This window comes from Actinoplanes sandaracinus (genome assembly GCF_030009775.1).
GTDB lineage: Bacteria > Actinomycetota > Actinomycetes > Mycobacteriales > Micromonosporaceae > Actinoplanes > Actinoplanes sandaracinus.
The window spans coordinates 15,295-41,727 of record NZ_JASCTH010000047.1; the positions used below are offsets into that span (position 1 = coordinate 15,295).

General features: G+C 71.8%; 21 protein-coding genes. 5 read left to right on the forward strand and 16 right to left on the reverse strand.

The features are described 5' to 3' along the window. Nucleotides 1–115: 115 nt before the first annotated feature. The 4 genes from QLQ12_RS43735 to QLQ12_RS43750 form a co-directional block, all read right to left on the reverse strand. Complete coding sequence (locus QLQ12_RS43735) at nucleotides 116–3,598, reverse strand: ATP-binding cassette domain-containing protein (RefSeq protein ID WP_282766982.1); 3,483 nt, start codon at nucleotides 3,596–3,598, stop codon at nucleotides 116–118. Nucleotides 3,599–3,709: 111 nt separating this feature from the next. Next, nucleotides 3,710–4,897: a metallophosphoesterase gene (locus QLQ12_RS43740; protein WP_282766983.1), complete on the reverse strand. Its 1,188-nt coding sequence runs from the start codon at nucleotides 4,895–4,897 to the stop codon at nucleotides 3,710–3,712. A 131-nt stretch (nucleotides 4,898–5,028) separates the two neighbouring features. Then, nucleotides 5,029–5,703, reverse strand: a complete 675-nt coding sequence (locus QLQ12_RS43745) for a nucleoside/nucleotide kinase family protein (RefSeq protein ID WP_282766984.1) — start codon at nucleotides 5,701–5,703, stop codon at nucleotides 5,029–5,031. Between the two features lie 187 nt (nucleotides 5,704–5,890). Next, nucleotides 5,891–6,559, reverse strand: a complete 669-nt coding sequence (locus QLQ12_RS43750) for a hypothetical protein (RefSeq protein ID WP_282766985.1) — start codon at nucleotides 6,557–6,559, stop codon at nucleotides 5,891–5,893. Between the two features lie 251 nt (nucleotides 6,560–6,810). Between QLQ12_RS43750 and QLQ12_RS43755 the strand changes: the two genes are divergently transcribed. Further along, nucleotides 6,811–7,620, forward strand: coding sequence for a polysaccharide deacetylase family protein (locus tag QLQ12_RS43755; protein ID WP_282766986.1), 810 nt, complete (start codon nucleotides 6,811–6,813; stop codon nucleotides 7,618–7,620). Further along, a complete protein-coding gene (locus tag QLQ12_RS43760) occupies nucleotides 7,617–8,681 on the forward strand; it encodes a glycoside hydrolase family 26 protein (protein ID WP_282766987.1) in 1,065 nt (354 codons plus the stop codon). The genes QLQ12_RS43755 and QLQ12_RS43760 overlap by 4 nt, the downstream gene beginning before the upstream one ends. On the opposite strand, the gene QLQ12_RS43765 is transcribed toward QLQ12_RS43760, so the two are convergent. The 6 genes from QLQ12_RS43765 to QLQ12_RS43790 all read right to left on the reverse strand — a co-directional run bounded on the left by QLQ12_RS43765 (nucleotide 8,671) and on the right by QLQ12_RS43790 (nucleotide 16,535). After that, nucleotides 8,671–9,843, reverse strand: a complete 1,173-nt coding sequence (locus tag QLQ12_RS43765) for a glycoside hydrolase family 26 protein (RefSeq protein WP_282766988.1) — start codon at nucleotides 9,841–9,843, stop codon at nucleotides 8,671–8,673. The two genes, QLQ12_RS43760 and QLQ12_RS43765, sit on opposite strands and share 11 nt — an antisense overlap. A gap of 21 nt (nucleotides 9,844–9,864) precedes the next feature. After that, nucleotides 9,865–10,644 carry a DUF1616 domain-containing protein gene (locus tag QLQ12_RS43770; RefSeq protein ID WP_282766989.1) on the reverse strand — a complete coding sequence of 260 codons (780 nt, stop codon included), beginning with the start codon at nucleotides 10,642–10,644 and terminating at the stop codon, nucleotides 9,865–9,867. Beyond that, nucleotides 10,641–13,088 (reverse strand): hypothetical protein, encoded by a 2,448-nt coding sequence (locus QLQ12_RS43775; protein ID WP_282766990.1) that lies wholly within the window; start codon nucleotides 13,086–13,088, stop codon nucleotides 10,641–10,643. The genes QLQ12_RS43770 and QLQ12_RS43775 overlap by 4 nt, the downstream gene beginning before the upstream one ends. Before the next feature lie 86 nt (nucleotides 13,089–13,174). Beyond that, entirely contained in the window at nucleotides 13,175–14,500 is a 1,326-nt protein-coding gene (locus QLQ12_RS43780; RefSeq protein ID WP_282766991.1) for a glycosyltransferase family 2 protein, read from the reverse strand. Then, complete coding sequence (locus QLQ12_RS43785; protein ID WP_282766992.1) at nucleotides 14,497–15,453, reverse strand: glycosyltransferase family 2 protein; 957 nt, start codon at nucleotides 15,451–15,453, stop codon at nucleotides 14,497–14,499. Before QLQ12_RS43785 ends, QLQ12_RS43780 begins: the two co-directional genes overlap by 4 nt. A gap of 116 nt (nucleotides 15,454–15,569) precedes the next feature. Next, nucleotides 15,570–16,535, reverse strand: a complete 966-nt coding sequence (locus QLQ12_RS43790; protein ID WP_328518348.1) for a glycosyltransferase family 2 protein — start codon at nucleotides 16,533–16,535, stop codon at nucleotides 15,570–15,572. A 927-nt stretch (nucleotides 16,536–17,462) separates the two neighbouring features. On the opposite strand from QLQ12_RS43790, the gene QLQ12_RS43795 reads away from it, so the two are divergent. The 3 genes from QLQ12_RS43795 to QLQ12_RS43805 all read left to right on the forward strand — a co-directional run bounded on the left by QLQ12_RS43795 (nucleotide 17,463) and on the right by QLQ12_RS43805 (nucleotide 20,695). After that, on the forward strand, nucleotides 17,463–18,416 hold the full coding sequence (locus QLQ12_RS43795) for a sulfotransferase family protein (RefSeq protein ID WP_282766993.1): 954 nt from the start codon (nucleotides 17,463–17,465) through the stop codon (nucleotides 18,414–18,416). A gap of 47 nt (nucleotides 18,417–18,463) precedes the next feature. After that, the gene (locus QLQ12_RS43800) at nucleotides 18,464–19,375 is read left to right on the forward strand and encodes a hypothetical protein (RefSeq protein WP_282766994.1); all 912 of its coding nucleotides are present in this window, start codon (nucleotides 18,464–18,466) and stop codon (nucleotides 19,373–19,375) included. Nucleotides 19,376–19,708: 333 nt separating this feature from the next. After that, nucleotides 19,709–20,695 (forward strand): serine/threonine-protein kinase, encoded by a 987-nt coding sequence (locus QLQ12_RS43805; protein WP_282766995.1) that lies wholly within the window; start codon nucleotides 19,709–19,711, stop codon nucleotides 20,693–20,695. 60 nt (nucleotides 20,696–20,755) lie between these two features. On the opposite strand, the gene QLQ12_RS43810 is transcribed toward QLQ12_RS43805, so the two are convergent. The 6 genes from QLQ12_RS43810 to QLQ12_RS43835 all read right to left on the reverse strand — a co-directional run bounded on the left by QLQ12_RS43810 (nucleotide 20,756) and on the right by QLQ12_RS43835 (nucleotide 26,153). Then, nucleotides 20,756–21,610 (reverse strand): GNAT family N-acetyltransferase, encoded by an 855-nt coding sequence (locus QLQ12_RS43810; RefSeq protein ID WP_282766996.1) that lies wholly within the window; start codon nucleotides 21,608–21,610, stop codon nucleotides 20,756–20,758. A gap of 96 nt (nucleotides 21,611–21,706) precedes the next feature. Then, nucleotides 21,707–22,741, reverse strand: a complete 1,035-nt coding sequence (locus QLQ12_RS43815) for an aldo/keto reductase (protein WP_282766997.1) — start codon at nucleotides 22,739–22,741, stop codon at nucleotides 21,707–21,709. Further along, on the reverse strand, nucleotides 22,738–23,172 hold the full coding sequence (locus QLQ12_RS43820; RefSeq protein WP_282766998.1) for a MerR family transcriptional regulator: 435 nt from the start codon (nucleotides 23,170–23,172) through the stop codon (nucleotides 22,738–22,740). The genes QLQ12_RS43815 and QLQ12_RS43820 overlap by 4 nt, the downstream gene beginning before the upstream one ends. Continuing rightward, the gene (locus tag QLQ12_RS43825; protein ID WP_282766999.1) at nucleotides 23,169–23,690 is read right to left on the reverse strand and encodes a cysteine hydrolase family protein; all 522 of its coding nucleotides are present in this window, start codon (nucleotides 23,688–23,690) and stop codon (nucleotides 23,169–23,171) included. Before QLQ12_RS43825 ends, QLQ12_RS43820 begins: the two co-directional genes overlap by 4 nt. Before the next feature lie 88 nt (nucleotides 23,691–23,778). Then, on the reverse strand, nucleotides 23,779–24,666 hold the full coding sequence (locus QLQ12_RS43830) for a universal stress protein (RefSeq protein ID WP_282767000.1): 888 nt from the start codon (nucleotides 24,664–24,666) through the stop codon (nucleotides 23,779–23,781). Next, the gene (locus tag QLQ12_RS43835) at nucleotides 24,663–26,153 is read right to left on the reverse strand and encodes an amino acid permease (protein WP_282767001.1); all 1,491 of its coding nucleotides are present in this window, start codon (nucleotides 26,151–26,153) and stop codon (nucleotides 24,663–24,665) included. The genes QLQ12_RS43830 and QLQ12_RS43835 overlap by 4 nt, the downstream gene beginning before the upstream one ends. Between the last annotated feature and the right edge of the window lie 280 nt (nucleotides 26,154–26,433).

The window sequence follows — 26,433 nt, forward strand, 5'->3', positions numbered from 1 at the left end:
TGAGGTCGGTGCCGGTGCCAGTCGGCGCCGACCCCGGAATTCTAAGGATTCGCGGCAGCCCGCGGCGCGCCGGTGGAGCCGAGGCACGGCATGCCTCGGCTCCACCCGCGCCGGTTCAGCCCGCGCGGTGGGCCCACCGGTGGGCCAGCGCCGCCCCCGGGCCCAGGTGCACGGCGCGGCCACCGATTAGCACGACCACCCGGTCGGCCCGGGCCAGAGCGGCCCGTTTCGACGTCGAGCCGACCACGGTCACCCCGTGCGCGCGCAGCGCCTCCCACAGCGCGAGCTCGGTCGTCACGTCGAGCGCGGACGAGACGTCGTCGGCGATCAGCAGCTCGGTCCGTGGCGCGAGCGCCCGGGCCAGGGCCAGCCGTTGCAACTGGCCGCCGGAGAGCCGGGTGCCCTTGTGCCCGATCAGCAGTTGCAGGCCACCGCCGGCGGCGGCCAGGTCGTGTTCGAGCTGGGCGACCGACACCGCGTCGGCGGCGTCCACCTCGTGGCCGAGCTCAATGTTCTCCGCCACCGTCCCGGAGAGGACCCGTGGCAGCTGGGCCACGTAGCCCACCTGGTTGGGACGCAGGAACATCTCCGGCTCGTCGACGCGTTCGCCGTTCCAGCGCAGCTCGCCGGTGTGGTGCACGATCCCGGCGAGGGCCCGCAGCAGCGATGACTTGCCCGAGCCGACCGGGCCCACGACCAGCACCAACTCGCCGCGCTGGACGGTCAGGTCGATGTCACGCACGCCCAGGGCGCCGTTCTCGTGCACGGCGCTGAAACCGGCCAGCTCCAGTGTGCGCAGCGGGTTGCGCGGCGCCGTCGGCGGCGCCGGCGCCGTCCCGGCGGAGATGTCCACCCCGGGAATGTCCGCCGAGTATTCCGAGGCGCCGGTCATCGCGGCGGTGCGGCGGGTCCACACCTTCGCGGACGGGAAGTGCGACACCAGCGACGCTGTCGTCCACGCGAACCACCGCGCGGCGCCCAGCACCGACACCGCGATCAGTGTCGCCGCCGCCGACAGGTTGCCGGCCAGATACATCGCCCAGGCCGCGATCGGCAGCAGGCCACTCGCGATCGACGGCGTGGACCGCGCCCACACCTGGATCGCGATCTCCCGCCGCTGCAGCTCGCTGCGGACGCCGTCGAGCCGGGCCAGGTGTGCCAGAACCGGCTCGGTCGCGCCGGCCAGTTTCACCGTGCGCGCCGCCGACAGTGACGACACCAGCGAGGTGGCGAACGCGGCCCGCGCCGCCACGGTCCGCCGGGCCGCCCGCTCCAGCCGCGGCCCGAACAGGGTCGCGGCCAGGCCGGACAGCACCATCGTGCCGAGGAAGAACAGACCCGGCACGATCGACTGGGAGAACACCGTCATCGACACCAGGGCGAAGATGGCGACGGTGTTGTCGATGACGTTGTCGGCCAGCTGCACCACCCGCTCGGTGTCGCCGCCCTGGGCGACGACCTCGGCCGGGGTGTGCTTGCTGACCCGGCGCGGGCCGATCTGGCCGTGCAGCAGCCGCAGGCTGATCCGCAGCATCTGCCGGACCCACCACTCCGGGAACCAGGCGCCGGTGTAGTAGAGCGTCGGGATCAGCACGAGCAGGCCGGCCGCGATGCCGAGGGCCGGGTAGAGCGGGTTGCCGATGCCGTCGACCACATGGGCCCAGAGCAGCGGCAGGATCGCGCCGTCGAAGCCGAGCAGCACCAGGAACACGAAGAAGAAGCAGGCGCCCAGGCCGTAGCGGCGGTCGTTGAGCGCCAGCCGCATGATCTCCCGCATGGTGTGCGCCGGCGGCGGATCGGGCAGCGGCGGGGGTTCCACCGAGGGCAGCGGGCTCGCCAGCGAGTCCAGGCCGAGTTCCTCCTGCATGGCGGAGTCCCAGTCGCGCTCGGCGAGCAGCACGCCGCCGGCCGCCGGCGGGGCGGCCGGCACCGACAGGTTGCTGCTGGCCATCAGCTCGGCGAACCGGCGCGACTCACGCAGCGGACCGGACTCCAGGACCTGGCCGTCGGCCAGCACGACCACCTCGTCGCAGCGCTGCACCGAGGAGAGCCGGTGCGCCACGATCACGCCGATCCGGCCTTCCAGCAGGCGGTCGGTGGCCCGCTGCACCCAGGTCTCGGTGACCGGGTCCATCCGGGCGGTGGCCTCGTCGAGGATCACCACCTGCGGGTCGCGGACCAGGATCCGGGCGAACGCCACCAGCTGTTCCTGCCCGGCGGAGAGTTTGTAGCCGTCTTCACCGAGTCTGGTGTCGATGCCGTCGGGCAGCCCGTCGGCCCAGGCGGTCAGGCCCAGTTCCTCCAGGGCCGCGCCGGCCCGGGGCAGCAGCTCCGGGTCGAACAACGCGATGTTCTCGACGAGGGTGCCGGCCAGGATCTCGGTGCGCTGCGGGACGATCGCCGTCCGGCGGCGCAGGCCTTCCACCCCGATGTCGTTGATGTCGACCCCGCCGAGGAACACCGTGCCGCGGGGCACGTCGACGGCCCGGGTCAGGACCTTGGCCAGAGTGGACTTGCCGGAGCCGGTGCGGCCGATCAGCGCGTAGGAACGGCCGCGGGCGAACGTGACGCTCACGTCGCGCAGCGCCGGAGGGCGACCGCTGTCCGCCTCGCCGTAGCGGAAGGTCAGATTGCGGACCTCTAGGTCGCCGTCGACCGGGGGCACACCGTCGGTCGGCTCCTGCGGCACCTCGCTGAGCAGGACCACCCGGCCCCAGGCGCCGAGCGCGTTCTGCATCTCGGGCACCATGCGGGTCAGATGTTCCAGGGTGCCGCCGAAACCGAGCGCCAGCAGCCACACCGCGGTCAGCCGGGCTCCGTTGATGTGCCCGGTGAGCAGGGCCCACGCGCCCGCCACCACGAGGACGGCGATCAGCGAGCGGGTGATCGCGCCGGCTGTCGTGGTCACCTTGGCGGAGGCCCGCCACACCAGGCGGCCGCGCCGCAGCACCTCGGCGGAACGCAGCGCGTAGAGCCGGCGGACGTAGGGAGCGGCCAGGCTGGTGCGCACGTCGTCCTGCCCGTGGATGGCCTCCTCCATCACCGCCGCGAGGTCGGACCAGGCCTCCTCCTCGGCGATGCGGATCGGCCCGATCCGCTGGACCGGCTTGTTCATCACCACGAACAGCAGGACGCCGACCGCGATCATGGCGAGCGCGGCGGGCCACCAGACGAAGAACGTGGTGACCACGGAGAGGCTGGCCACCGCGACCGACTGGGCCAGGCGCACGCCGCTGCCGCGCAGCTCGGAACCGACCTGATAGACGTCCGAGTCGATCCGGTCGAGCAGCTCACCGACCGGGGTGTTCTCCAGGGTGGGGATGTCTTGCCCGAAGGCGACCCGGTTGAGGCGGCGCCGGGCGCGGGCCGCCCAGTCGGCGGTCAGCCGGGCCACGACCAGGCCGACGACGACGTCGCTGAGCACCGCGGCGACCAGGGCTGTGGCCAGCATGACGAACAGGGGGAAGGACCGGTCCACCAGCACCGGGCCGGCCAGCGCGAGCGCGCTCGCCGAACCCGCCGCGCCGAGCACGATCAGGAACGCGACGAGCGCGGAGCGACTTCGGCTTGTGGCCCACAGGTCGCGGAGCAGACGCATGAAGAAGTCCTCGGAGCTGGGAGGGGAAGGCGGTGACCCCATCCTGCTCGGCCCCGGGAGCACTACTCAACAGGTTTATTCCCGGCAAAACACCCGCATGGAAGGGGTCAATCAGGACGCTCCCCCAGCGTGGAGGGTGAGCAGCGTGATCTCGCTGGGGGCGAAGATCCGGAACGGCGGGCCCCAGAAACCGGTGCCGCGGCTGGTGTAGAGCTGGGTGCGCTCGGAGTGACGCGACAGTCCCTGCAGGACCGGCTGGTCGGTGCGGACCAGGTAGTGGAATGGCCACATCTGGCCGCCGTGGGTGTGCCCGGACAACTGCAGGTCGACGCCGTGTGCGACCGCGTCACCGATCTGCTGCGGCTGGTGGGCCAGCAGCAGGACGGGCAGGCCCGGGTCGGCGCCGGCCAGCGCGGCCTCGTGATCGGTGCGGTGGCCGGGCAGGCCGGAGCCGCCGGCGGTGCGGTCGTCGACACCGGCGACGACCAGCGAGTCACCGCCGCGGGTGACCACCACGTGCCGGTTGTGCAGCGTCTCCCAGCCCAGGTTCTCCATGTGCTCGACCCAGCCCAGGGCGCCGCTGTGGTATTCGTGGTTGCCGGTCACGTAGACCCGGGCGAACCTGGCACGGATGTCGGCCAGCGGCGCGGCCATCTCGAGGCGCTCCTGCACGGTGCCGTCAGCGATGTCGCCGGTGTGCGCGACGATGTCGGCGTCGAGCGAGTTGACCACCTCGGTGACGCCGCGAGACCAGGCGGCCCGGTCGATCGGCCCGTAATGGGTGTCGGTGATCAGCACGACGCGCAGGCCGTCGAGGCCGGGGCCGAGCCGGGGCAGCGTGACGTCGATCTCGCGCACCCGGGAGACCCGCATCGCCTCGTGGTGGCCCCAGAGCAGTAGGCCGGCGGAGATCGCCACGACGCCCGCCGAGACCACACGGGACCGGACCGGATCCTCGACGCCCAGCGCGAGCAGCGCCAGGCCGGCCAGTTGCCCGATCAGCGACCAGGTGAACAGCACCCACATCACGCCGAGCAGGGTGTCGGCGATCCGGGCGGCGCGATCGTTGTGCCCGCCGTGGCCGCGGAACATCAGCCACGGGAACACCGTGACGAGGCCCGTGAACAGCAGGGTGCCGCCCGCGAAGACCACGCCGGGCCAGGCGTTGCCCGACCACACCAGAGTCACCCACGGCACGCCGAACAGCAGCGACAGCACCGCGAACAGCATCACGCCGAACCGCGCGAACCGAGGGCCGCGCTTACGCGGCTCGGTCTCGACCGCCTCACCCACCGACATGAGGGCAAGCATGCCACCCGGGTGTGACAAAACCCTTCCGGCTGCGCGAGACCACGCCCACACCCGCGGTGGGATCGGGCCGGCCGCCTCGGCCGTCGCGACTCAGTGGAGTCCGTGACGGTCGGGCGGGGTCACGCGCGTGCCTCCAGCGATCGCAGCAGCGCCGAGTCGACGATCAGGTCCGCGTGGTCGCGGGCCGCCACGATCAGCTCCGCGTTGCGCTCGTCGGTGCCGGTCGCCCACGCCACCGCCGCGTCCCGGTCCTTGCCGAACCGCTGATGCCGCTCGATCAGCCGCCGCAGCCGTTCGCCGTTCTCCAGGTCGGCGTACCAGACCTCGGTCAGCAACTCGCGCACCGGCCGCCAGCGTGGCTCGTCGAGCAGTAGGTAGTTGCCCTCCGTGATGATCAGCCGGGCCGACCGGGGCACGCCGATGGCCCCGGCGATCGGCTGCTCCAGTTCCCGTTCGAACCCGGGCGCGTAGATCATCTCGTCGTGGTCGGAGTGCAGCCGGCGCAGCAGGGCGGCGTATCCGTAGGCGTCGAACGTGTCCGGCGCGCCCTTGCGGTCGCGCAGGCCCAGCCGTTCCAGCTCCACGTCGGCCAGATGGAAACCGTCCATCGGCACGTGCGCCACCCAGTCCGCGCCGTGGCCGGGCGGCGGGTCGGCGGCCAGCGCCCCGACGAGTTCCGCGGCGAGGGTGGTCTTGCCGGCGGCGGGTGGGCCGGCGATGCCGAGCACCGCCCGCCGGCCGTCGCCGGCCAGTCCCCGGGCACGGGTCACCAGGTCGGGGAACGTGCGTGTCATACGACGACGGTACCGGTCGTCCGCGGGCGGGCCCGGGTTCGCGACTGCCGGGGCGGCGGCGCGGTTCTGCGGGTACGCCGCTGACGTCCAGCCGGTGACCAGCGGCCTCAGCCCGAGAGTCGCGCCGCGGCCCGGATCGCCGGCCGCGTCGCGTCGCGTCGTAGCCACTCCGGCATGCGTAGCCGTACTAAATGGTGGGGTTGAGCCGGAGGCCGAGACGGAGGCCGGTGACGCCCGCGGGGGAGAGCGGCCGCGCGGTGGCGCGGGCGAGGTCGGACCCGATGGCGGCCGGGAGTTCCTCGCCGAGCGCGCACAGGACCGGGTACAGGTCGAGCACCTGGCGGTGGCTGAGCGCGCCGACGCCGATGAGCAGGCCGTTCAGGGCGGTCGGGCTCTGGGTCAGGCTCATGCAGAGCTCCTGCCGCCAGGCCGGGTCGTGGACGTGATCGGGGAACTCACGGGCGATCCGGTTGCCGGAGGGCGCGCGCAGGCCGCCGAGGGTGGTCTGCCGGAAACGGGCCACCGACGGGGCGAGCCGGCAGGCGATGCCGAGGCGGCGGGCCAGCTGGGGGACGGTGAGCACTTCGAGGCCGGAGGCGCAGCGCTCGCAGAGCCGCTCGTAGGTCTTGGAGTGGACCACGGACGCGGGGCGCTGGCAGGCGCCGTCGAGCCCGCAGATCGGGTCGAGGATTACCTCGGTGAGGGTGCCCTCGTGATCGAACCGGCCGACGGCGAAATAGGTCGCCGGGGCGGTGCGGTAGTGGGCCAGTGCGGCGCGGGCGCTGACGTAGCCGTCGGGGTCGACGCCGATGCGTGGCACGCCGGCTTCGGTGTGCAGCTGGATGAGGCGGAACATGGTGCGCGCTCCCGGGGTTAGAGCGGTTTCGGTGTCCTCCTCCGATACGTCTCCGGATGAGCTTCGGTTCAGATATCACTTTAAGTAGCGACCGAGTGACACTGTTTGTGCAGGCCGGAGAGCCGGAAGGTCCCGGACGTTACTCGCTGTAGTGAGAAAAGGCTAGAGGTCCCAGTCGAACGGGGGAGTCGTCGGGAAGGTCGCCGCGGGTAGCGTTCGCGGCCGGTAGAACAAGATTCATGGGGGACGACGTGACCGCTTCAGTGGCCCGAACCTGGACCACGCTGCCCGCGCTGATGTACCACTCGGTCTCCGCGGTCGGTGGTCCGCTGCGTGACCTGGCGGTGCCGCCGGAACGCCTGGCCGAGCAGCTCGCCGCGCTCGGTGACGCCGGCTACCGTCTGGTCGGCCTCACCGAGGCGCTCGACCTGCTGGCCGCCGGCAGCACCGACAAGATGGTGGCGGTCACCTTCGACGACGGCTACCGCGACTTCCTCACCGCGGGCGTGCCCGCCCTGCGGGCCGCCGGCGCCGGCGCCACGCTGTACGCCTCCGTCGGCCACCTCGGCGGTCACGCCGGCTGGCTCGGCCAGTGGTCACCCGACTTCGGCCCGATGCTGACCTGGTCGGAGCTCGCGGAGGTGGCCGCGGCCGGGATCGAGATCGGCAACCACAGCCTGATCCACCACCCGCTCGACGTGCTCACCCCGGCCCGGCTGCGCGAGGAGATCGTCAGCAGCCACGACCAGCTCGAACAGCGCCTGCAGAGGAAGGTGCGCTCGTTCGCCTACCCGCACGGCTACAACAGCGGCCTGGTCCGCAAGGTGGTCGAGGAGTCCGGGCACGACAACGCCACCGAGGTGGGCCGCCGGGTGCACACGCCGTCGGAGCGCCGGTTCGCCGTGCCCCGGTTCCAGCCGACGCCCGATCACACCGGCGCCGACCTGGTCCGGCTGATCGAGGGCGGGCCGCAGCTGGCCGCACAGCTCAAGCAGTACGCCCAGCCCGGCTGGCGGATGGTCCGCAGACTGGCCCGCAAGGCCGGCCGGAATCTGACGTGACGGCCGGAAACCGCCGCGCGCCGGGGGTCAGCCGCCGCAACGTGCTCGGCCTCGCCGGTCTCGGCGTGGCCTCGGCCACCGGCCTCCTCGGCTTGTGGAAGGCGGCCGCCCGGGACTCTCCGGCCACCGTGAGCGGCACCCCTGCCGCCAGCGCCGCCCCGGCCGCGCCGCTGGTCACCCCCGCCCCGTTCGCCCAGGCCACCGACCCGGGCAAGCTCGGCGGAAGCGTGCCGTTCGTCGCCGGGAAGGCGATGCTCGGCTCCTATCTGAGCCTGGACGGCAAGAGCTACCCGGAAGCGGTGAAGCTCCGCCGCGAGCAACTCGGCCGGGACCAGCGGATCACGCACGTCTTCTACGCCTGGCCGGACCGGCTGCCCAACCGGATCGAGGGCATGCCGAAGAAGTCCGTCCCGCTAGTGTCGTGGCGCGCTCCCCGGTACCAGAAGATCCTCAGCGGCGCCTCGGACGACCTGATCGCCGCGGCCGCCCGCCGGATCAGGGACCTCGGCCGGCCCACCCTGCTGCGCTGGGGATGGGAGATGAACGGCCGCTGGTACGAGTGGAGCGGCTTCGAGAACAAGCAGGACACCGAGGGGTACGTCACGTGCTTCCGGCGTCTGCGGCAGATCTTCGACGACGAGGGCGCCGGAAACGTGTCCTGGGTGTGGAGCCCCAACTGGAACTCCGCCCCGCCCGAGGCGTGGAACCGGATGGACGCCTACTACCCGGGCGACGAGTACGTCGACTGGGTGGGCGTCTCCGGCTACAACCTCAGCCGGGAGTCGCCGGCGACTCTGTTCGACCCGGTCTACACGGCGTACTCGGCCCGCAAACCCATCATGATCACCGAGGTGGGCGCGAAGGACCACGGAGGGACCAGCAAGGAGGACTGGATCCGGGACTTCTCGGCGTACGTGGGGCAGCGCCCGGCGATCGGCGGGGTGGTCTGGTTCGACACCGACACCCACGACGCGTACAGCGAGCACTGGCGCTTCGACACCCGGCCGGAGTCGGCCGCGGTGTACCGGGAGATGGCCGGCAGCGACCGGTTCAGCGGCTGAACAGCTCCCGGTAGACCGTCGAGGAGCCGGTGTTCGGCAGACACGACGGATCGCTCGGCCGCAGGATCGCCGACTGCGAGACCTTGCCGTCGCAGCGCTGGAACCAGGCCTCGTACGCCAGGTACGGCGCGTGCTCGGCGAACCAGGCGTGCATCCAGCGCACGAACTCCGGGTTGTCCTTCCCCGCGTCCCCGGTGGGCATCACGCCCCACTCGCCGACCGAGAACAGCTTGCCGTGGGCGCGGGCGAAGTCGAAGAGCCAGGTCAGGCCTTCCGGCGCGGCCGCGGTCCGGTCGAAGTCGGCCTTCGTCGGCGACCACGGGTGGTGGTCGTAGTTGTCGATGCCGACGATGTCGGCGTACCCGTCGCCCGGGTAGCAGTCGGTGCTCAGCCCGCCGCACAGGCCGGCGGGCGTGTTGTGCGCGTTGATCGTCCAGTCCAGGACGACCTGCGAGTTGGTCGCGCGGATCGCGTCGGCGGCCCGCCGGTAGCAGGCGATGTAACCGGCCGGGTCCAGGCCCCGCCAGGCCATCGACGGCTCGTTCATCTCCCAGCCCAGCCGCACGATCGAGTCACCCCGCCCGTGCTGGACCATCAGAGCCCCGAAGTCGCGCCAATGCCGGTCGTAGTCACCGGCCGCGCAGTCGTCGACCAGGGCCTCGCCCCCGTCCGGGACCAGCGCCTGGGAGACCACCAGCACGCCGTCGAAGTCGGCGAAGTACTCGAACACCCAGCCCGAGCCGCGGGTCATCGACTCGTAGTCGGTGCGGTCGGTGTAGGTCTGGGCCATCGTGCACGGTCGGCCGCGGGCGGCGCAGAACTTGTTCACCGAGGCGGTGTTCAGGACGGGGAAGCCGTTGACGCCGGAGAGCCCGTGCTCCCCCGGCCACACGCCGGCCGGGCGGGGGAGGGCGATCCGGTCGCGTGCCGAGCGTGGCCGAGCCGTGTGCGGGACCGTCGCCGAGGCGGAGACCGTCGCGGAGACCGTCGCGGAGGCTGGTGCGGTCGCGGAGACCGGCACCGAGGCGGGCGCCGACGCGGTGGGGCGATCGTCGGCCGGGTTGACGGTGATGGCGACGGCGATGCCGATGGCGAGGACCGCGACCCCGGCCGCGGCCAGCCAGAGGCGGCCGCGCCGGGGCGCGTCAGGGACGACCGACATGCGGGCGGGGCTCCGGGTGGGCTATGGGGCGGCGGCGATGATCAGCGTACGGAACGCAGCCGTCTCCGCACCGCGGAAAAGGCGCACGGTGACCCTTTCGTCCCCCGGGACGGTGAGCCGCCCGGTCCAGTTGCCGTCGGCGCCCGGCGTGATGCTCTGCCTGCCGAGCTCCGCACCGGCGGCGCCGCTGAGCACCACCCGGTACGGCCCCTCCGCCGGCGGCAGCCCGGAGGCGCTGACCTGGACCGGCCGGTTGCCGTCCGCGCCCGCCTGCCCCGGCTGCCCGGCCGACAGCGTGCTGACCGTGAGGTCATAGGTGTCCACCGAGTCGGCGAACGACCACACGCCCGCACCGGCGAGCAGCAGCACCGCCAGCGTCAGCGGCAGCACGTCCTTGATCAGCCGCTCCTGCGAGAGCCCCCTCGGCGCTGTCGCGGCGGACGCCGGCGCCGGCGCCGGCGCATGAAGGGCCCGATAGAACGCGACCCCGATGGTGACCAGCGTGGTCACCGCGCAGACCAGCATCCAGCTCACCCGGTTCAGGTGGCCGCCGGCGCTCCACAGGGCCAAGCCGCCGAGCACCAGGACGGTGAGGCTCAGCGACGGCACGAGCACGGCCCGCTCCACCATCCCGAGGTCGCGCCGCCCGGGCCGGAAGATCGCCTCGATCAGCGCGAGGCCGGGCAGCACGAACGCCAGCAGCAGGCCACCCGGCACGGAGAGCACCAGGGGACCGAACTCGACGGCGGCCGCGGCCGCGACAGTCAGGCCGGCGAGCACACCGGCGCGTACCGGGTTCACGAGGGTTCCATTCGATAGATCCGTACCGTGCCGTTGTCGTAGACCCGGGAGATCGCCGCAGCCTTGTCGAACTTGCCCAGCTGAGTGTCGCTGAGCGGCTCGGTGATCCGGCCGGCCATCGGGTCGTCCTGGAAGTACGCGTTGTCCGACGGCAGCAGGTCGCCCAGCCGCTCGTCCACCACCAGGTAGTCGATCGCGAGCTGCCGGACGATCGTCTGCTCGGCGGGGGTCCACGAGGTCGCGTAGTACAGCTCGCCGACCTCGCGCACCGGGTCGATCCGCCCGTACGTGGAGGACAGCGCCACCGCGGTGATGTCGCCGCCGACCCGGGACTCACGGGGCAGGTTCCGTTCCTGCCAGCGAGCCGCGTCCACGCCGAAATCGTCCACCGACCGCTCGTAGGCCGCGGCCAGGTACGGGCCCGGCAGCAGCGCCGACACCGGCGGCCAGCCACCAGTCCGTGCGCCGATCATCAGCAGTGTGATGAGCGTGGTGCCGATGTACACCTGATTGGTGAGCCGGCGCCCGGTGGTGACCGCGACCCCCGGTGGTGGCACGGACAGCCAGCGGCGACCGTTCTCGTCCTTCGGCGGGACGATCCGCACCGCGTGCACGATCGCGATCGCCGCGATGATCGACATGGGGACGTAGGTGAAGGTGGAGAGCCGGCCGGCGATCTCCGGGCCGCCCGAGCCGAGGAACCGGGCGCCGTTGCCGGCGAAGAACGCCGCGCCGCCGACCAGGGCCGCCCAGCGCCAGGTGTCCCGGTCCTTGCGCAGGATCATGTCCCGGGCGACCGCGAGGTAGAGCACCAGCAGGCCCAGGATGCCGAGTCCCTGCACCGCGAGCTGGGCCAGCGGCACCGGTTTGGTGGGCCCGCCCTCCTCGGCCGCCGCGCCGCCGAACATCTGGTCCAGCGAGGAGGCGAGCCGCCCCAGCGGCGCCTCCAGGTAGGCGACGACGTCCTGTGCCACGAACCCGATCCAGCAGCACACCACGGCCAGCGCGAGGGCCGGCGGGATCAGCGTCTCCCAGGGCCGCGGCCGCTCCAGCGCCAGCTCGGTGAGAGACAGCAGCAGCAGGGTGGCGACCAGGGCGAACGCGGTCACGTGGTGGCTCACCGTGGTCATCGCGATGCCCAGCGCCGCGAGGGCCAGGAACCGGGCGCCGCCGCCGGTGCGCCAGCGCCGGTGCGCCCAGACCGTGAGCATGAAGTACGGCAGCGCGGCCGTCGCGTACAGGAACATCGAGTTGAAGAACAGGTAGTGCATGGCCGTCGCGTAGGTCACGCAGGCCACCCCGGCCATCGCCGGCGAGTTGCTGGCCCGCAGCACCGCCGCGAAGAGGAGGCCGACGAACATCAGATGAGCGACGGCGGCCACGATGGTGCCGGCTCCGGTCACCGGCAGCCCGGTGAGCAGCGACAACCCGGCGCCCATCTCGGCCAGGCCGGGGAAGTGCACGGCCGGGGGCAGCGCGTTGTTCTGCCGGAACAGGTCGCCGGACTCGGCGATCAGGGTGGTGGCCAGCCAGTGCTGCAGCTCGTCGGGGAACCGGAACTGGTCCGGGCTGTACATCCACTTGAGCATGTACTGGTTCGCCGCCAGCCCCATCACCAGGACGAACGACTCGGCGACCCCGGCCAGCCGGCTGAGCAGCCGGAACACGACGGGGGAGAAGACGATGACCTGACCCGCCCAGTAGGCGGTCATGGCCCAGCCGGTCTCGTGGCGGCCGCCGGCGTAGGCCAGCGCGACCAGCACCACACCGAGGCTGGACAGGGCGAGCACCCACGGCGCCCAGCCGAGGTCGAGGGCGGTGCGCGGCTCGGGTTTCGGCTCGGCCGGAAGCTGGAGGAGGACGGTGTCCTCGATCGGCGGCTCGCTGACGACGGCCCGGCCGGCCGCCTTCTTCTGCGGCGCCTGTGGCAACCGGATGATCACCGTGTCGTCGCCGGCCGCCCTTTTGCGGGCGGTGGTCAGAGCCTTGGCGCCTTTCGGCTTGGCACCGGGCAGCCGGATGATGACGGTGTCCTCGCCGGCCTGCTTCTTCGCCGCGGTGGCCTTGTCCGGCAGCCGGATGATGACGGTGTCCTCGCCGACCGGCTTCTTCGGCAGCGTGATCAGGACGGTGTCGTCGATCGAGGGCGGGCCGGGGAGCGTGATCAGCACGGTGTCGTCGACCGCGGGCGCGCCCGGCAGCCTGATGACGGCCGTGTCCTCCGCGGAGACCGCGGGTTCGGCGGGCGCAGGAGGTTCCTCGGCCGCAGCAGGTTCCTCGGCCGCCGTGGGTTCCTCGGTCGTCGCGGCCGCGCCGGAGTCCGCCGGCCCCGCGGCAGGCGCGTCACCGGTGCCGGGTTCGTCCGGTTCGGGTCGCGGCTCCGCAGCCTTCGCGGTCGCTTCCTCCGGCGTCCGTTCCCCGTCGGACGTCGGCTGGTCCCCCATGTACAGAGCCTCCACAGTTCGGTTCACAGCACGTCCGCCCGCACCCCCGGCGGCGGGGGCACGGGCGGACGCGTCCGGAAGATCGGTCAGCGGGTTCCGCGGAGCTTCGCCCGGGCCGCCCGGCGTCCTCGCAGGTACGCACGTGGTCCGGCCATCATCCCCCGCCGGTTGGCCGTCAGGAGCTCACGTGGGAAATCGTCCTGCAGAGTCGACACCCGCAGGCTGTCCGCGCCGGTCAGGTCGCGCAGCGCGGTCGGCGCCAGTTTGATCAGCGACCAGAGCAGGCCGGGACGCCGCAGCAGCAGGCCGGTGTACGCCGCGGTCAGCCCGGTGCCGTACCCGACCATCTGCTTGTGCAGGCCCTCGAAGTCGCGCCGGTGGTAGTGGTGGGTCACCGCGGTCGGCTGGTAGACGATCGTCCCGCCGGCCAGCAGCACCTGGGTGAAGGCGAGGGTGTCCTCCGAGCCCATCGCCGGGGTGCCGGCGCCGAGCGCGTTGTCCCAGCCGCCGATCCGCGCGATCACGCCGGGCCGGAACGTCATGTTCGCGCCGGTACCGAACGGCGGCAGCGGGTAGAGCGGGCTCTGCCGGTGCGCGGTGTGCGGACCGAACGTGTCCGGCTTGAAGCCGCGGCCCTTGCTGTGCCCGCCGAACTGCTCGAACCAGATCTGCGCGCGGGTCTCCAGCTCGGCCGGCACGATCACGCCGGAGATCACATCGGCGTCCGGGTTCTCGACCAGTGCCCGGGCCACCTCGGCCAGCCAGTACCGGTCGGCCAGCTCGTCGTCGTCGAGCCAGGCGACGATCTCGCCGCGGGTGGCGGCCTCGGCCGTGTTGCGGGCGAACGACAGGCCCGCCTTCGGCTCCCGCAGATAGTCGACCCGGCCGCGGCGGGCCGCCGAGCGGACCACCTCGGCGGTCGCGTCGGTGACCGGGGCGTTGTCCACGACCACGATCCGGGCCGGGGCGTACTCCTGGTCGAGCAGGCTGTCCAGGCAGCGGGCCAGCGCGCCCGGCCGCTCCCGGGTGCAGACCACCACGGTGATGTCGGGCGCGGCGGCCAGGGCGGCGCGCCGTCCGGCGAGGAACGCGGGCTCGGTGTCCGGGACGAACCCGCGCACCGGCACGGCGGCGCCGCCCAGCCGAGGGCGGATCACGTCGCCGAGCGCGGCGTCGATCGCAGCGGCCAGGTCGGCCGGGCTGAGCCCGTAGGACGGCACGTCGACCAGCACGGTGCCGAGCGGCTCGGTGAAGAGCCGGATCAGCGCCCAGGCCTGCTGGACCCGCCGGCCGTCGGGCGCCACCGAGCCGACCCCGGGCAGCGGTTCGGAGAGCTCCAGGTCGAGGACGACGGCGGGCAGCAGGCCGCTCTCCTCGTCGAGCCGCGGGGCGGCCGGGAACGTCGCGGTCACGGTGCGGCCTCCACGGGGGTACGGCGGCTCGGCCGCTTGGAGCTGACGGTCTCGACGACGCCACCGAACCCGGCGGCCGCGACACCGGCGACCACTCCGCCGGCACGCAGGAAGTTGTCCGGTCCCTGGCCGGACAGGCCCGCGCCGAGGTGCCGGAACATGGCCTTGGGCAGCGACCACAGGTAGTCCCGCTCGGCGCCGAGCGCGTCGTTCTCGTGCAGGCCGGCCATCTGCACCTTGCCGCGCCCCTCGGCGTAGCAGCGGCGCACGAAGAACCGGAAGCTGGCCCGTTCGGCGGGGACCTCGTGCTGGATGACGGCGTCCGGCACGTACATCCAGCGGCCGCCGCTGACCTGGCTCATCCGCAGGCACAGGTCGGTGTCCTCGGGCCGGTTGCGGGAGCCGAGCTTGCCGAAACCGACCCGGAACCCGCCGGCCGCCTCGAAGACGTCCTTGCGGACGATCATGTTGGCGGACCAGACGTTGCGGATGGGCGCGGTCCGGGTGGGCATGCCGGCGTACGAGCCGCCGACCGCCCACAGGAACTCGGCCGGCATCCAGCGCGGGGCGGGCCCCTCCCACGCCGGCTCGATCGCGCCGCCGGTGCCGACCACGGTTGGGTCGGCGAACGGCTCGATCTGGCGGCCCAGCCAGTGCTGGTCGGCGACGATGTCGTCGTCCAGGAACGCGATCAGCGGCGTACGGGCGTGGAACGCGCCGGTGTTGCGGTTGCCCGACACGCCTTGGGCGTACGCGTTCTGCAGCACGGTGACGCCGGGCAGTTCGCGCTGGATCCGCTCGAACATCGCCGGGTTGTGGTCGACCACCACCACGATCTCCGCGGGGGTGTGCGACTGGGCACGCGCCGACGCCAGGGTCCGGGTGAGGTAGTCCCAGCGGACCTCGGAGTAGGTCGGGATGACGATCGTCGTGGCGAGGGGGGTGTGGTTCACGGGGGGAGGTCTCCTGTGGGAGGGCGTTCGAGGAACCTGTCTCAACTCGGCGTCAGGCCGGGGCCGGCGGGTCCGCTGACCGGCGTCGGCCGGCTGGCCTTTGCCGGTCGAGACGTTCAGTCGTCGAGCGAGCTGCGGCTGCGCAGCATGTTGATGTCCTGCGTCGGCCGGTCCTCGAACCCGCGGGCGCGGACCGCGTTGACGTCGTCCGGGCGGCGGACGGCCCGGTTCGCGAGGCCGTCCCGGCGGGGGTCGGTCGCGTGCCGGGGGGCGACCGGCGTCACTGAGCCGGCGGCCTGGTCGCGGCCGCGCTGCTGCGGTGCGGCCGGCGCCGCGATCAGCCGCAGGCCCTCGACGAACGGGCGGAGGCCGGCGCGGCGACGGCTGCGCATCCGTCCGAACTCGCTGAAGATCGTGCGCAGCACCCGGAAGCCGTCGCGGAAGGTGTTGAGGTTGCTCTCACCGTGGATGCGCTCGTGTTCGGTGCTGCCGACCTCGCCGACCTTGAGCTTCTCGGCGACCGCCCGGATGTTGATCATCGTCTCGATCTCGAAGCCGTCGCCCCACAGCTTGCTGCCGTCGGCCGGCCGGGGAAGCTTCACGTCCGGCAGGTCGAGAGCCGGCACGACCGAGCGCCAGAAGGCGTTGTAGCCGTAGCAGAGATCGGTGAAGTGCGTCCGGAACAGGATGTTCACGACGAGGTTGAGGCCGTCGTTGCCGGCCTTGCGTAGCCGGGTGATGTCGTGACTGTGCCCGCCGTGGCTGAACCGGGAGCCCTTCACGAAGTGGTCGCCGCGGACCAGCTTGTCGACGAAGAGCGGGATCTCGGCCGGGTCGGTCGAGCCGTCGGCGTCGATCATCACGATGATGTCGCCGGTGCAGGCGGCGAAACCGCAGGCCAGCGCGTTGCCCTTGCCGGTGCGGGTCTGCTGCACGATCACGGCGTCCGGCCGCAGCTGACGGGCGACCTCGACCGTCCGGTCGCGTGAGCCGCCATCAACGATGATCACTTCACTGATCATCGATGGAAGCTTCGCGAACACGTGCGGCAGGTTCCGCTCCTCGTTCAGGGTAGGAATCACGACACTAACGGTCGGTGATTGCGGGCGGTTACTGTCAGTGTTCGTGTTCAAGTGCGAAAGCTCCATGTCGGTCCCTTCCGGGGGCGGCAATAAGACCCGTGCGTGAACTCCCGAGGCCGGGAGCAACAGCCGCTCGCTTCGGGTCATCAACCTAGCAAGAGATTACGTAGCGTCAACAGTCCGACGAGACGGTTCAAGTCACAGCAAACCCAAAGCTCCTGTTCATTGTGCTTCCAGCGCTCCCGCGCGCGGGAATGGCGAGCGGCCAAGGTCACTTTCAGTAACGGTCACCACGTTGCAGGCGGCCCACCGGGGAACGACTCCGGCGAATCTGAAAAACAGCTCTCGATCGCCGCGAACATGGGCAAGCCCGGCATTCCGTAGCGTGTACGGAGCGGTCACGGAAGGTCGATTTCCTGCCGGGCCGCGTACTCAGAGTGTTGCCGAGCGTGAGCGATGGAGTCCGTTAGCATCGACCTTGCTGGAAATCGCCGGTCGCGCCCGTGGCCTGCGCGTCTGTGGGGTGTTGGGGAGATATGGCGACTGAAACCGGACTCTGCGTCTGTGGGCACCCGCACCGGGCGCACGAGCACTACCGGCCCGGCACGGAATGCGCCCTTTGCGAAGCTCGGGGCTGTCCGCGGTTCCGGCCGGCCACGAGCTGGTGGCGGCGCTTGCTGGGCCGCCGCTGAGCCGATCGCCGTTCGGCTGACCGGGGGTCGCCCGGCCGTCGTCGGCCGGGCCATCGCCGCCCGGCCGTTCCGCCGGATTCCGGCCGACGGTCACCGGCCGGAATGCCGGTTCTCGATGACCGTGAGGTCCGTAACGGGCATGGTGGCCTCAATGAGGCGTCCGCCAGGTGGGCGGAAGGCTGCGAAGTCCTATTGGATCTGTAGGCTAAGTTCACTTTGAGCCGAGGGAGATCCCATGTCACTTCCCGACTTCCTGATCGCGGGTGTGCCCAAAGCCGGCACCACGGCGCTGCACGCCGCGCTGGCCGGACACCCCGAGTTGTTCCTGCCGCCGGTCAAGGAGCCGAAGTTCTTCCTCTCCGACGGGCCGCCGCCGACCGTGGGTGGCCCCGGGGACGTGCAGACCTATCAGGAGCACGTGTGGCGCCGGGCGGACTACGAGAAGCTCTTCGCGCCCGCGCCGCCGGGGACCCTCAAAGGCGAGGCCACACCCTTCTACCTGTACGACCTGGCGTCCCACGACCGCATCAGGGCGCTCGTCCCCGACGTGAAGCTGATCATCCTGTTACGCGACCCGGTCGACCGCGCGCACTCCAACTGGACCCACCTGTGGGTCGCCGGGCTGGAGCGGGAGGCCGACTTCCTCGCCGCCTGCCGCGCCGAGGAGTCCCGCAAGGCCCGGCAGTGGGCGGCCTTCTGGCACTACATCGGGCTGGGGCTGTACGGACGTCAGCTGCGGCACCTCTTCCAGCGTTTCTCCCGCGACCAGGTCCTGCTGCTGCGCTACCGCGACCTCAAGGATGCTCCGGCCGAGACGCTGGACCGGGTCTGTTCCTTCCTCGAGGTGCGGACCGGCGTGCTCACCGCGATCCCGCGGGAGAACGTGAACCGGCACTACGTCGAGGACAACGGGCTCAACCGGGTGCTGCGCGGTCTGCTGCGCGCCGGTGGCGGCTTCGGTCACCACTTCCCGGTGCCGCTGCGCCTGGCCGCCCGTGGCCCGCTGCTCACCCTGCTGCACCGCACCAAGGGCAACCGCCCGGTGACCACGCCGGACGAGCGGGCCGCCCTGTTGCCGTACTTCGCCGAGGACATCGCCCTCCTGGAAGAGGTCACCGGCGAGAGCTACGACGACTGGCTGAGCCTGGACCGACACGCCAAGGCCGAGCAAAGCCCACAAAGTCGATAGATGATGCAAACTTGACCGGGTTCGTCGCCGCTACCTCGGGAGCCGCCTTGACCATCGGAATCACCGCTCTGCCCATGCCCGGCTGGGAGGACTCCACCGTGGTGGTGGAACCCCCGGGAACCGAGCCGGGCGCCTGGTCCGGCGCCCCCAGTTCGGTGCTCGCCGACGGGTTCGTCTACCTGGCGTACCGCCTCCGGCTGCCGATCGGCGCCGGCCGGGGGATCGCCAACGTGGTGGCCCGGTCGGCCGACGGCATCGAGTTCACCACCGTGGCGGAGATCAGCAAGGACCGCTTCGGCGCCGAGTCCCTGGAGCGGCCGGCGCTGGTGCGCACCCCGGAGGGGAAGTGGCGGCTCTACGTCAGCGCCGCCACCCCCGGCACCAAGCACTGGCGGGTCGATCTGATCGAGGCCGGCACCCCGGAGGAACTGGCCACCGCGCCGGCCCGCACCGTCCTCGCCGGCGACGAGACCGCCGGTGTCAAGGACCCGGTGCTGCACCACGATGAGCACGGCTGGCACCTCTGGGCGTCGGTGCACCCGCTCGATTCCTGGGACGACGCCGACCGGATGACCACCGAGTACGCCACCAGCCCCGACGGCGTGCACTGGACCTGGGTGCGGACCGCGCTGTCCGGCCGGGCCGGCGAGTGGGACGCACGCGGCGTGCGGGTCTCCTCCGTCGTGGTGGAGGGCGACCGGATCACCGTCTCCTACGACGGCCGTGCCACGGCCGGCGAGAACTGGGAGGAACGGACCGGGGTGGCCCGCGGCGTGCGCCTCGCGGACGGCACGTTCGGCGAACTCACCGCCGAGGACCGGGCTCCGGTCGGCAGCCCGCACGAGCCGTTCGGGTTGCGATACCTGAGCCTCGTCGCCCTGCCCGGCGGCCGGCAGCGGCTCTACTACGAGGCCACCCGGGCCGACGGCGCGCACGACCTGCGTACCGAACTGTTCTGATCCAGGTGACCGGCAGTGATCGGCCGCGGGCGCACCGGCGCTCGCGGCCGGTCTTTTGGAGAGGGTGATCACGCTTGGCGGGGGCCGGGTTGGATTCCTTGATCCACATGCCTTAACGTCGTCGGCGACGTCAGGTGCGCGCGAAACCGGCCGCACTGTCGATGGCGGAGCCCGACCCACAAGGAACGGCTCCGCCATTTCTGTTTCGTCACTCTCAGTCGATCGGACGTTCATTCCTTCGGCGGCCTCCGCGGTGACCGGGCGTTTGTGCTGCAACAGCCGGGGGTATCGGCACTCCGGGACGGCCGGAGGTGCTGGTCGGAAGGGGTGCGGATGCGGACGCTGGGAGGCCGGTACCGGCTGGTGAACCGGATCGGCCTGGGTGGGATGTCGGAGGTGTGGCGCGGCCACGACGGCGTCCTCGACCGCCCGGTCGCCGTGAAGATCATGCATCCGGCGGTGGAAGGCACCCTCGGTGAGACCGGAGTCGCCCTGGTCCAGGCCGAGGCCCGCTCGGCGGCACGGCTCACCCACCCCAACGTCGCCGGCGTGCACGACTTCGGCACCTCGCCGGGCGCCGAGCGCGACGTCCCGTACATCGTGATGGAACTGGTCGAAGGCCAGACCCTCAGCGAACACTTCGCCGCCGGGCCGTTGGACTGGCGCATCGGGGTGCGCATCTGCGCCGAGGTCGCGGCGGCCCTCGCGGCCGCACACGCCGAGAACGTCGTGCATCGCGACATCAAACCGGCCAACATCATGCTCACCCCGGCCGGCGTCAAGGTCCTCGACTTCGGCATCGCCGCGTTCGTCGGCTCGCCGGAAGCCGGCCCCGAAGGCCCGGTGATGGGCACCCCCGCCTACATCGCCCCGGAACGCTTCGACGGTCTGCCCGCCACCCCGGCCGCCGACATGTTCGCCCTCGGCACCCTGCTCTACCACTGCCTCTCCGGCCGGCTGCCGTGGACCGCGCGCTCGCACACCGAACTGGTCATCGCGCAGCGCTTCGCCGACCCCGAGCCACTGCCGCACCTGGACTTCCTGCCGCCGGAGGTTCTCGACCTCTGCTCCCGCTGCCTGGCCCGCGACCCGAGCGAACGCCCCACCGCGCTGATGGCCGCCCTGCTGCTGGCCGAGGCCGTCGACGCCCGCGTCTACGTGCCCCTGGGCGGCCTCGAACCGGAGGCCCGGCCCACCCCCCGGGTGTCCCCATGGGACGAACGCGCCGCCGGAGCCCCGACCTCCGTCGCCGCCCCCGGACCCGCGGCGGTCACCGAACAACAGGACGACCACGTGGGCCGCCACCGCGCACGTTCATGACGGGGCCACCGTCCGCCGAAGGCCCCGGCGATCCGGCCCATGCGCCAGTTCGCCAGACGGTCAGCCCAGTTCCAGCGTGGTGACGGCGTAAATCCCCTCCTGATCGATCTGCGGGACACCGCCGGTGTACATCCGGGCCGTGTCCCAGGCAGCCGCAAGCCCGACCCGCTCCGCGAGCTGGACCGCCGGGGCGTTGCTCGCGGGCACGTCGATCATCACCGGCGGCGCCGCCCCGTGACGATCGCCCGCGCTCAGGGCCGCCAGCAGCGACTCGGCGACTTCGGGTGAGTCGGCGAAGAGCGGCCCGATCCGGTCCACAGCCCCGGCCGGGCGCCGCACCGCGAACCCGACCACGCTCCCGTTCCGCCGGGCCGCCACCGCTCGCCGCCCCGGCACCGTGATCCAGAGCGCGAGGAACGCGTCCCGCTCCGCCGGGAAGAACCGCCGGTCGAAGGCGGCCAACTCGGCGAACCCGATGCTCCGGGCATCCACCGTCTCGACCCCGGCCGCCTGCCGCGCACCGGCCGGCAGGCCCTGGAAACGGGTCGTCCGCCAGGCCTCGCGAAAGCCCTCTCTCTGATAATTGGCCTGCTGTGCCACGACCCCGTCGAGCCCGATGTTGCGCCCGGCCAGTCGCTGGATCCCGGCCTGCCACGTGCGCAGGCCGTAGCCGTGCCCCCGCCATTGCGGCACCGTGATGTACAGCCCGATGAATCCGTGGCCCGTTCCGTAGCGGACCGCCGAGATCGAGGTGATCGGCCGGCCATCCAGCCGGCCGACCAGAAAGCCCTGTGGATCAGTGGGGAAGAAGACCTCGTCGTCACCCTCTCCCGGGTTCCATCCCTCGGCCGCCGCCCACTTCGCGATCAATCGCATCTCCTCGGCGCTGGCCACCGAGATATCGAATCGAGCCACCTCCGCATCTTATCGGCGATTTGCCTGATTGATCCACGGCCGCTCCGAACCGCAAGCCCCGCTCGTGGGCCCGTGGCGGCGCCGGCCTCGGGAGGCTCACTCGCGGGCCGCGGAGATCCAGTTCTTCGAGGTGAAAGTCAGGTTCCGGTCGCCGTGAACCAGCTCAGCGGCCTTGTCCAGACGAGACCTCTGGTCCGGGCTGAGACGCACCCGCAGGGCGTCGGCGTTCTCGGTGACCCGCTGCGGCGACCGCGTTCCCGGGATCGGAACCACGGGCAGGCCGAACGCCTCGCCCTGTGACCACAACCAGGCGAGAGCGACCTGCGCGGGCGTGGCCCCGATCTCCTGGCCGATGCTCCTCACGAGGTCGACGACATGCTGATTGGCGGCGAAATGCTCGACGAAGCGTGGTTCGTTGCGCAGCATGCTGCCGGCGATCCGCTCCGGCGTCATGGCGCCGGTCAGGAATCCACGGCCCAGGGGGCTGTACGGCACGAACCCGGCCCCTACCTCACGGGCCGCCGGCACCACTCGCGCCTCGACGTCGCGCGACCACAGGCTCCACTCGCTCTGCACGGCGGCGATCGGGTGGACCGCGGCCGCGGCTCGCAGTTCGGCAGCGGTCACCTCCGACAGGCCCAGGTGACGGACCTTGCCCTCGGCCACGAGTTCGGCCATCGCCCCGACCGTCTCCTCGATCGGAATGTCGAGTTGGCGGCGGTGCAGGTAGTACAGGTCGATGACGTCGGTCCCGAGCCGCCGCAACGACGCCTCGCAGGCGCTGCGCACATAGGCGCGGTCGCCGCGAGTGGGCGGGGCGCCGGGGACGCCGATCCGGCCGGCGATGCCGAACTTCGTGGCGATCTGGACCTCGCCGCGCCGGCTCGCGAGGAGCTTCGCGATCAGCTCCTCGTTGGTGCCCGCGGGGCCGTCGGCGCCCTCGCGCGGCTCGCCGTAGACGTCAGCGGTGTCGATGAACGTCGTCCCGTGGTCGACCGCGTGGTGCAGCGTCCGTAGAGCCTGGTCCGGGTCGCTGTCGCCGTAGACGTGGCTCAGAGCCATGCCGCCGAAGCCGATCCTGCTGACGGTCAAGCCATCGCCGAGTGTGACGGTGGGTACGGCACCGGTCATCGTGAACTCCTCTGCTGAGAAAGAATCTCCAGGTCGGTCACGACCTGGTCGGCACAGTCGCGGCCCTGGGAGATGAGGTCGACGTAGTGGTCGATCTTGGAATCGATGGCGTGCAGGTCACCCTCGACCTCGGCGAGGTGGGCGAGCACGCGCTGACGGTGTTCCCGCAGCAGTGCGAGACGACGCCCGTGAGTGGCCGCTCCCTGCCGTGCCATGGCGACGAAGGCCTTGGCGTCACGGACCGGCATGCCGGTACGACGCAGCCGGATGACGAGCTCGATCATCCGCACCACCGCGTCGTCGTAGGCCCGGTAGCCACTGGCGTCGCGGCGCACGCTCGGAATGAGTCCTTCGCTCTCGTACCACCGCAGGGTGTCCTTGGAGAGACCGGTCCGTTCGGCGACCTCGGCGATCGAGAGGGTGGCACTCACCGCGCCGCCAGGCCGGCCGCCCGAATGATCTCGGCCCCGGCCGAGCGGAGATCGGCCAGCGCCCGGTCGTGCGCCTGGGCGCTCGTCGCCGCGCACGCGTCGGCGACGACGGTGACCGCCAACCCGCGCGCGGCGGCGCTACGTGCCGCCAGCGCGACCCCATGGTCGGTCATGACACCGGTGAGAACCAGATGTTCGGTACGAAGACGAGCGAGCGCGGCCGCAGTCTCGGCAACGTCGAAGATGTCGCGCGAGCACTTGGTCACGACCGTGCCGCCGGAGTCCGGTCCGAGCCCCGCCACGAAGGAAGCCTCGGGACTCTCCGGGTCAGCACGCGGCCCGTCTTCGGGGTGACGCGACACGTAACGGCTGCACACCACCGGCCAGCCACGAGCACGCGCCGCCGACCGCACCTCGCGTGCCCGGTCGACGGCTCCGACGTCATGTCCCATGTCGACGATCCAGGACTGCCAGTCGATCTCCAGCAGAGTGGTCCTTCTCGGTCGTTTCGTTCCCATCACGTCCGCGACGCTACGGGTTGGAGTGCACTCCAACGCAAGCCCGTGGTGTCACAGCCGGCCGGGTTTCTCGCGGCACGTCGGCGGATCAGGCGGCCCGGGGCACCACGACGACGGGACGGCGGGCGCGCCGCACCAGCCGGGCCGAGACACCGCCGAGCAGGACCCGCCGCGCCGGGCCGTAACCACGGGAACCGCAGAACAGCACGTCCACGTCGGCCAGGTCGGCCAGGGTCTCGACCACATCGCCGGACCGCAGATCCCACCCCACCTCGACGCCGGCAACGGACGCGGCGGCCTTGCGCAGGGCCTCCTCGTACGACTCGCGGGCCGTGTCCAGGAACGCCCGCTCGGCGTCGGAGCCCAGCAGGAACGGCCGCGCCGCGTCGCCGCGGGCCACCACCGTGATCAGCATCAGCGGCGTCGCCGTGCGGCGGGCCAGGTCCGCGGCGGTGGCCAGGGCGGCCCGGCCGTCCGGCGTGTCCACATAGGCGACGCCGATCCGGCCCAGCGAGCCCGGCGGCTCCGGCATCCCGGCCGGCGCCACCGCGACCGGGCAGACACTTCCGGCCAGGAGCCGCTCGGCGGTGCTGCCGGCGAACGTCCGCGAATCCGGGCCGGCCGCCCCCGACCCGACCACGATCAGCGCCGCCCTTGACTGCTCGGCCAGGTCGTGCAGCCCGTGCGCCGCCGAACTCGAGGCCACCACCCGGTACTCCGCCCGGAGCGGCCCGGTCTCGGCCAGGAACGCGCGGGCCTCGTCGAGGGCCTGCTCGGCGGCGTCACGGCGACTGCTGACCCACTCCGCGTCGACACGGCCCGAGCCGATCGCCGACGGCGCCGGGTGCACGGCGGCGACCACCAGCGGCACGTCCAGGGTCCGCGCGGCCCAGCCGGCCAGCACCAGGGCGTCGGCGGAGGACGCGCCCCCGTCGACCCCGGCCAGCACCGGGCCGCCCGCGTCCGGGGCGGTCATGACCGCGGCCCGTCCTCGCCGGCGCCCGCGTCGTCGGCACGGGGCGGCAGTTCGGACGACGGCGAGACCTCGGACGGCGGCGGGACATCGGCGGTGCGCAGGCGGGAGTGGCGGTAGCCGTACAGCAGGTAGATGAGCAGGCCGGCGGCCAGCCAGCCGAGGAACCGCAGCCAGGTGTCCAGCGGCAGGTCGGCCATCAGATAGATGGCGAAGACGATGCCCAGCAGCGGCAGCACCGGCGACCACGGCACCCGGTAGGGGCGCGGCATGTCCGGCCGGGTCCGCCGCAACACGATCACCCCGATGTTGACCAGGACGAAGGCGAACAGCGTGCCGATGTTGACGAGCTCGACGATCGTGCTGAGCGGGACCAGCGCCGCCAGGATGGCGATCAGGATGCCCAGGACGACCGTCAGGCGCGCCGGGGTCCCGTACCGCTGATTGACCGTCGCGAGGCGGCGCGGCAGCAGGCCGTCGCGGCACATGGCGAAGAAGATGCGCGTCTGGCCGTAGAAGATGACCAGCACGACGCTGGTGATCGCGACGACCGCCCCGAGCGCCAGGATCGCGGCCGCCCAGGTCAGCCCGGCGCCCTGATCCAGCGCGGCGGCCAGCGGCGCGTCACTCGCGGACATCTGCTCCGGCGTGGCGATGCCGATCGCGCCCACCACGGTCAGCACGTAGAAGATCGTGCAGATGACGAGCGAGCCGATGATGGCCAGCGGCAGGTCACGGGACGGGTTACGGGCCTCCTCGCTGCCGGTGGAGACGGCGTCGAAACCGATGTACGCGAAGAAGATGATCGCCGCCGCCGCGGTGACCCCGTCCACCCCGTCCGGGGCGAACGGCGTGAAGTTGCCGGTGCCGAAGTTCACGAACGCGACCACGATGAAGAACACCAGCACGGCCAGCTTGATCACGACCATGATCAGGTTGGCCTTGACGCTCTCGGTGACGCCACGCACCAGCAGCAACGTGATCGCCAGAACGATGAACACGGCCGGCAGGTTGAAGACACCACCGTCCTCCGGCGAGGACGAGATCGCCTCCGGCAGCGCGAAACCGAACGCCGCGTCCAGGAACGCGTTCAGGTTGCCACCCCAGCCGACCGCGATCGCGGCGACCGACACCCCGTACTCCAGGATCAGGTCCCAGCCGATGATCCAGGCGACGAGTTCGCCGAGCGTCGCGTACGTGTACGTGTAGGCGCTGCCGGAGACCGGGATTGACGACGCCAGCTCGGCATAGGAGAGGGCGGAGAAGGCGCACGCCACGGCGGCGAGCACGAACGACAGGATGACCGCGGGCCCGGCGATCGCCGACCCCTCGCCGATCACCACGAAGATGCCGGTGCCGATGATCGCGCCGACGCCCATGGCGGTGAGCTGATTCGCGCTGACCGCCTTCTTGAGCTGCGTACCCTCCTCGGACGTCTCGCTGATCAGCGACCCCACATCACGGACGGCGAAGATGCCGTGCCTGGCCATGGCGTGCCCCCTCCCGCATTACGGCGGCCCCCGCCGCCGTGCCTGTCACCGTCGCCGAGGCGCACCGCGGACCGCAAGATGATCGGCGCTATGCGCCGATTCCCATCCCTGGAGTTGCGGTTTCCTCCAGATCCATCACACAACGAAATTCCGGCGGCGTACGCGGTGTGCGCCGTGATCGCCGCCTGGCGCGGCAGCCTGCGAACCGGACAACCAGGGTTGTACGGTGAGGCGAACGGGCAGTTCGCCGGCTCGGAGGGCGTGCGATGGGTGAGGCCGT

Excerpts from the sequence above, each read along its gene's own strand:
- QLQ12_RS43805 (WP_282766995.1), top strand. The coding sequence starts at position 19,709 with ATGCGGACGCTGGGAGGCCGGTACCGGCTGGTGAACCGGATCGGCCTG.
- QLQ12_RS43775 (WP_282766990.1), bottom strand. The coding sequence starts at position 13,088 with ATGGGGGACCAGCCGACGTCCGACGGGGAACGGACGCCGGAGGAAGCG.
- QLQ12_RS43830 (WP_282767000.1), bottom strand. The coding sequence starts at position 24,666 with ATGACCGCCCCGGACGCGGGCGGCCCGGTGCTGGCCGGGGTCGACGGG.
- QLQ12_RS43815 (WP_282766997.1), bottom strand. The coding sequence starts at position 22,741 with ATGACCGGTGCCGTACCCACCGTCACACTCGGCGATGGCTTGACCGTC.
- QLQ12_RS43750 (WP_282766985.1), bottom strand. The coding sequence starts at position 6,559 with ATGTTCCGCCTCATCCAGCTGCACACCGAAGCCGGCGTGCCACGCATC.
- QLQ12_RS43835 (WP_282767001.1), bottom strand. The coding sequence starts at position 26,153 with ATGGCCAGGCACGGCATCTTCGCCGTCCGTGATGTGGGGTCGCTGATC.
- QLQ12_RS43795 (WP_282766993.1), top strand. The coding sequence starts at position 17,463 with ATGTCACTTCCCGACTTCCTGATCGCGGGTGTGCCCAAAGCCGGCACC.
- QLQ12_RS43735 (WP_282766982.1), bottom strand. The coding sequence starts at position 3,598 with ATGCGTCTGCTCCGCGACCTGTGGGCCACAAGCCGAAGTCGCTCCGCG.
- QLQ12_RS43740 (WP_282766983.1), bottom strand. The coding sequence starts at position 4,897 with ATGTCGGTGGGTGAGGCGGTCGAGACCGAGCCGCGTAAGCGCGGCCCT.
- QLQ12_RS43825 (WP_282766999.1), bottom strand. The coding sequence starts at position 23,690 with ATGGGAACGAAACGACCGAGAAGGACCACTCTGCTGGAGATCGACTGG.
- QLQ12_RS43745 (WP_282766984.1), bottom strand. The coding sequence starts at position 5,703 with ATGACACGCACGTTCCCCGACCTGGTGACCCGTGCCCGGGGACTGGCC.
- QLQ12_RS43765 (WP_282766988.1), bottom strand. The coding sequence starts at position 9,843 with ATGTCGGTCGTCCCTGACGCGCCCCGGCGCGGCCGCCTCTGGCTGGCC.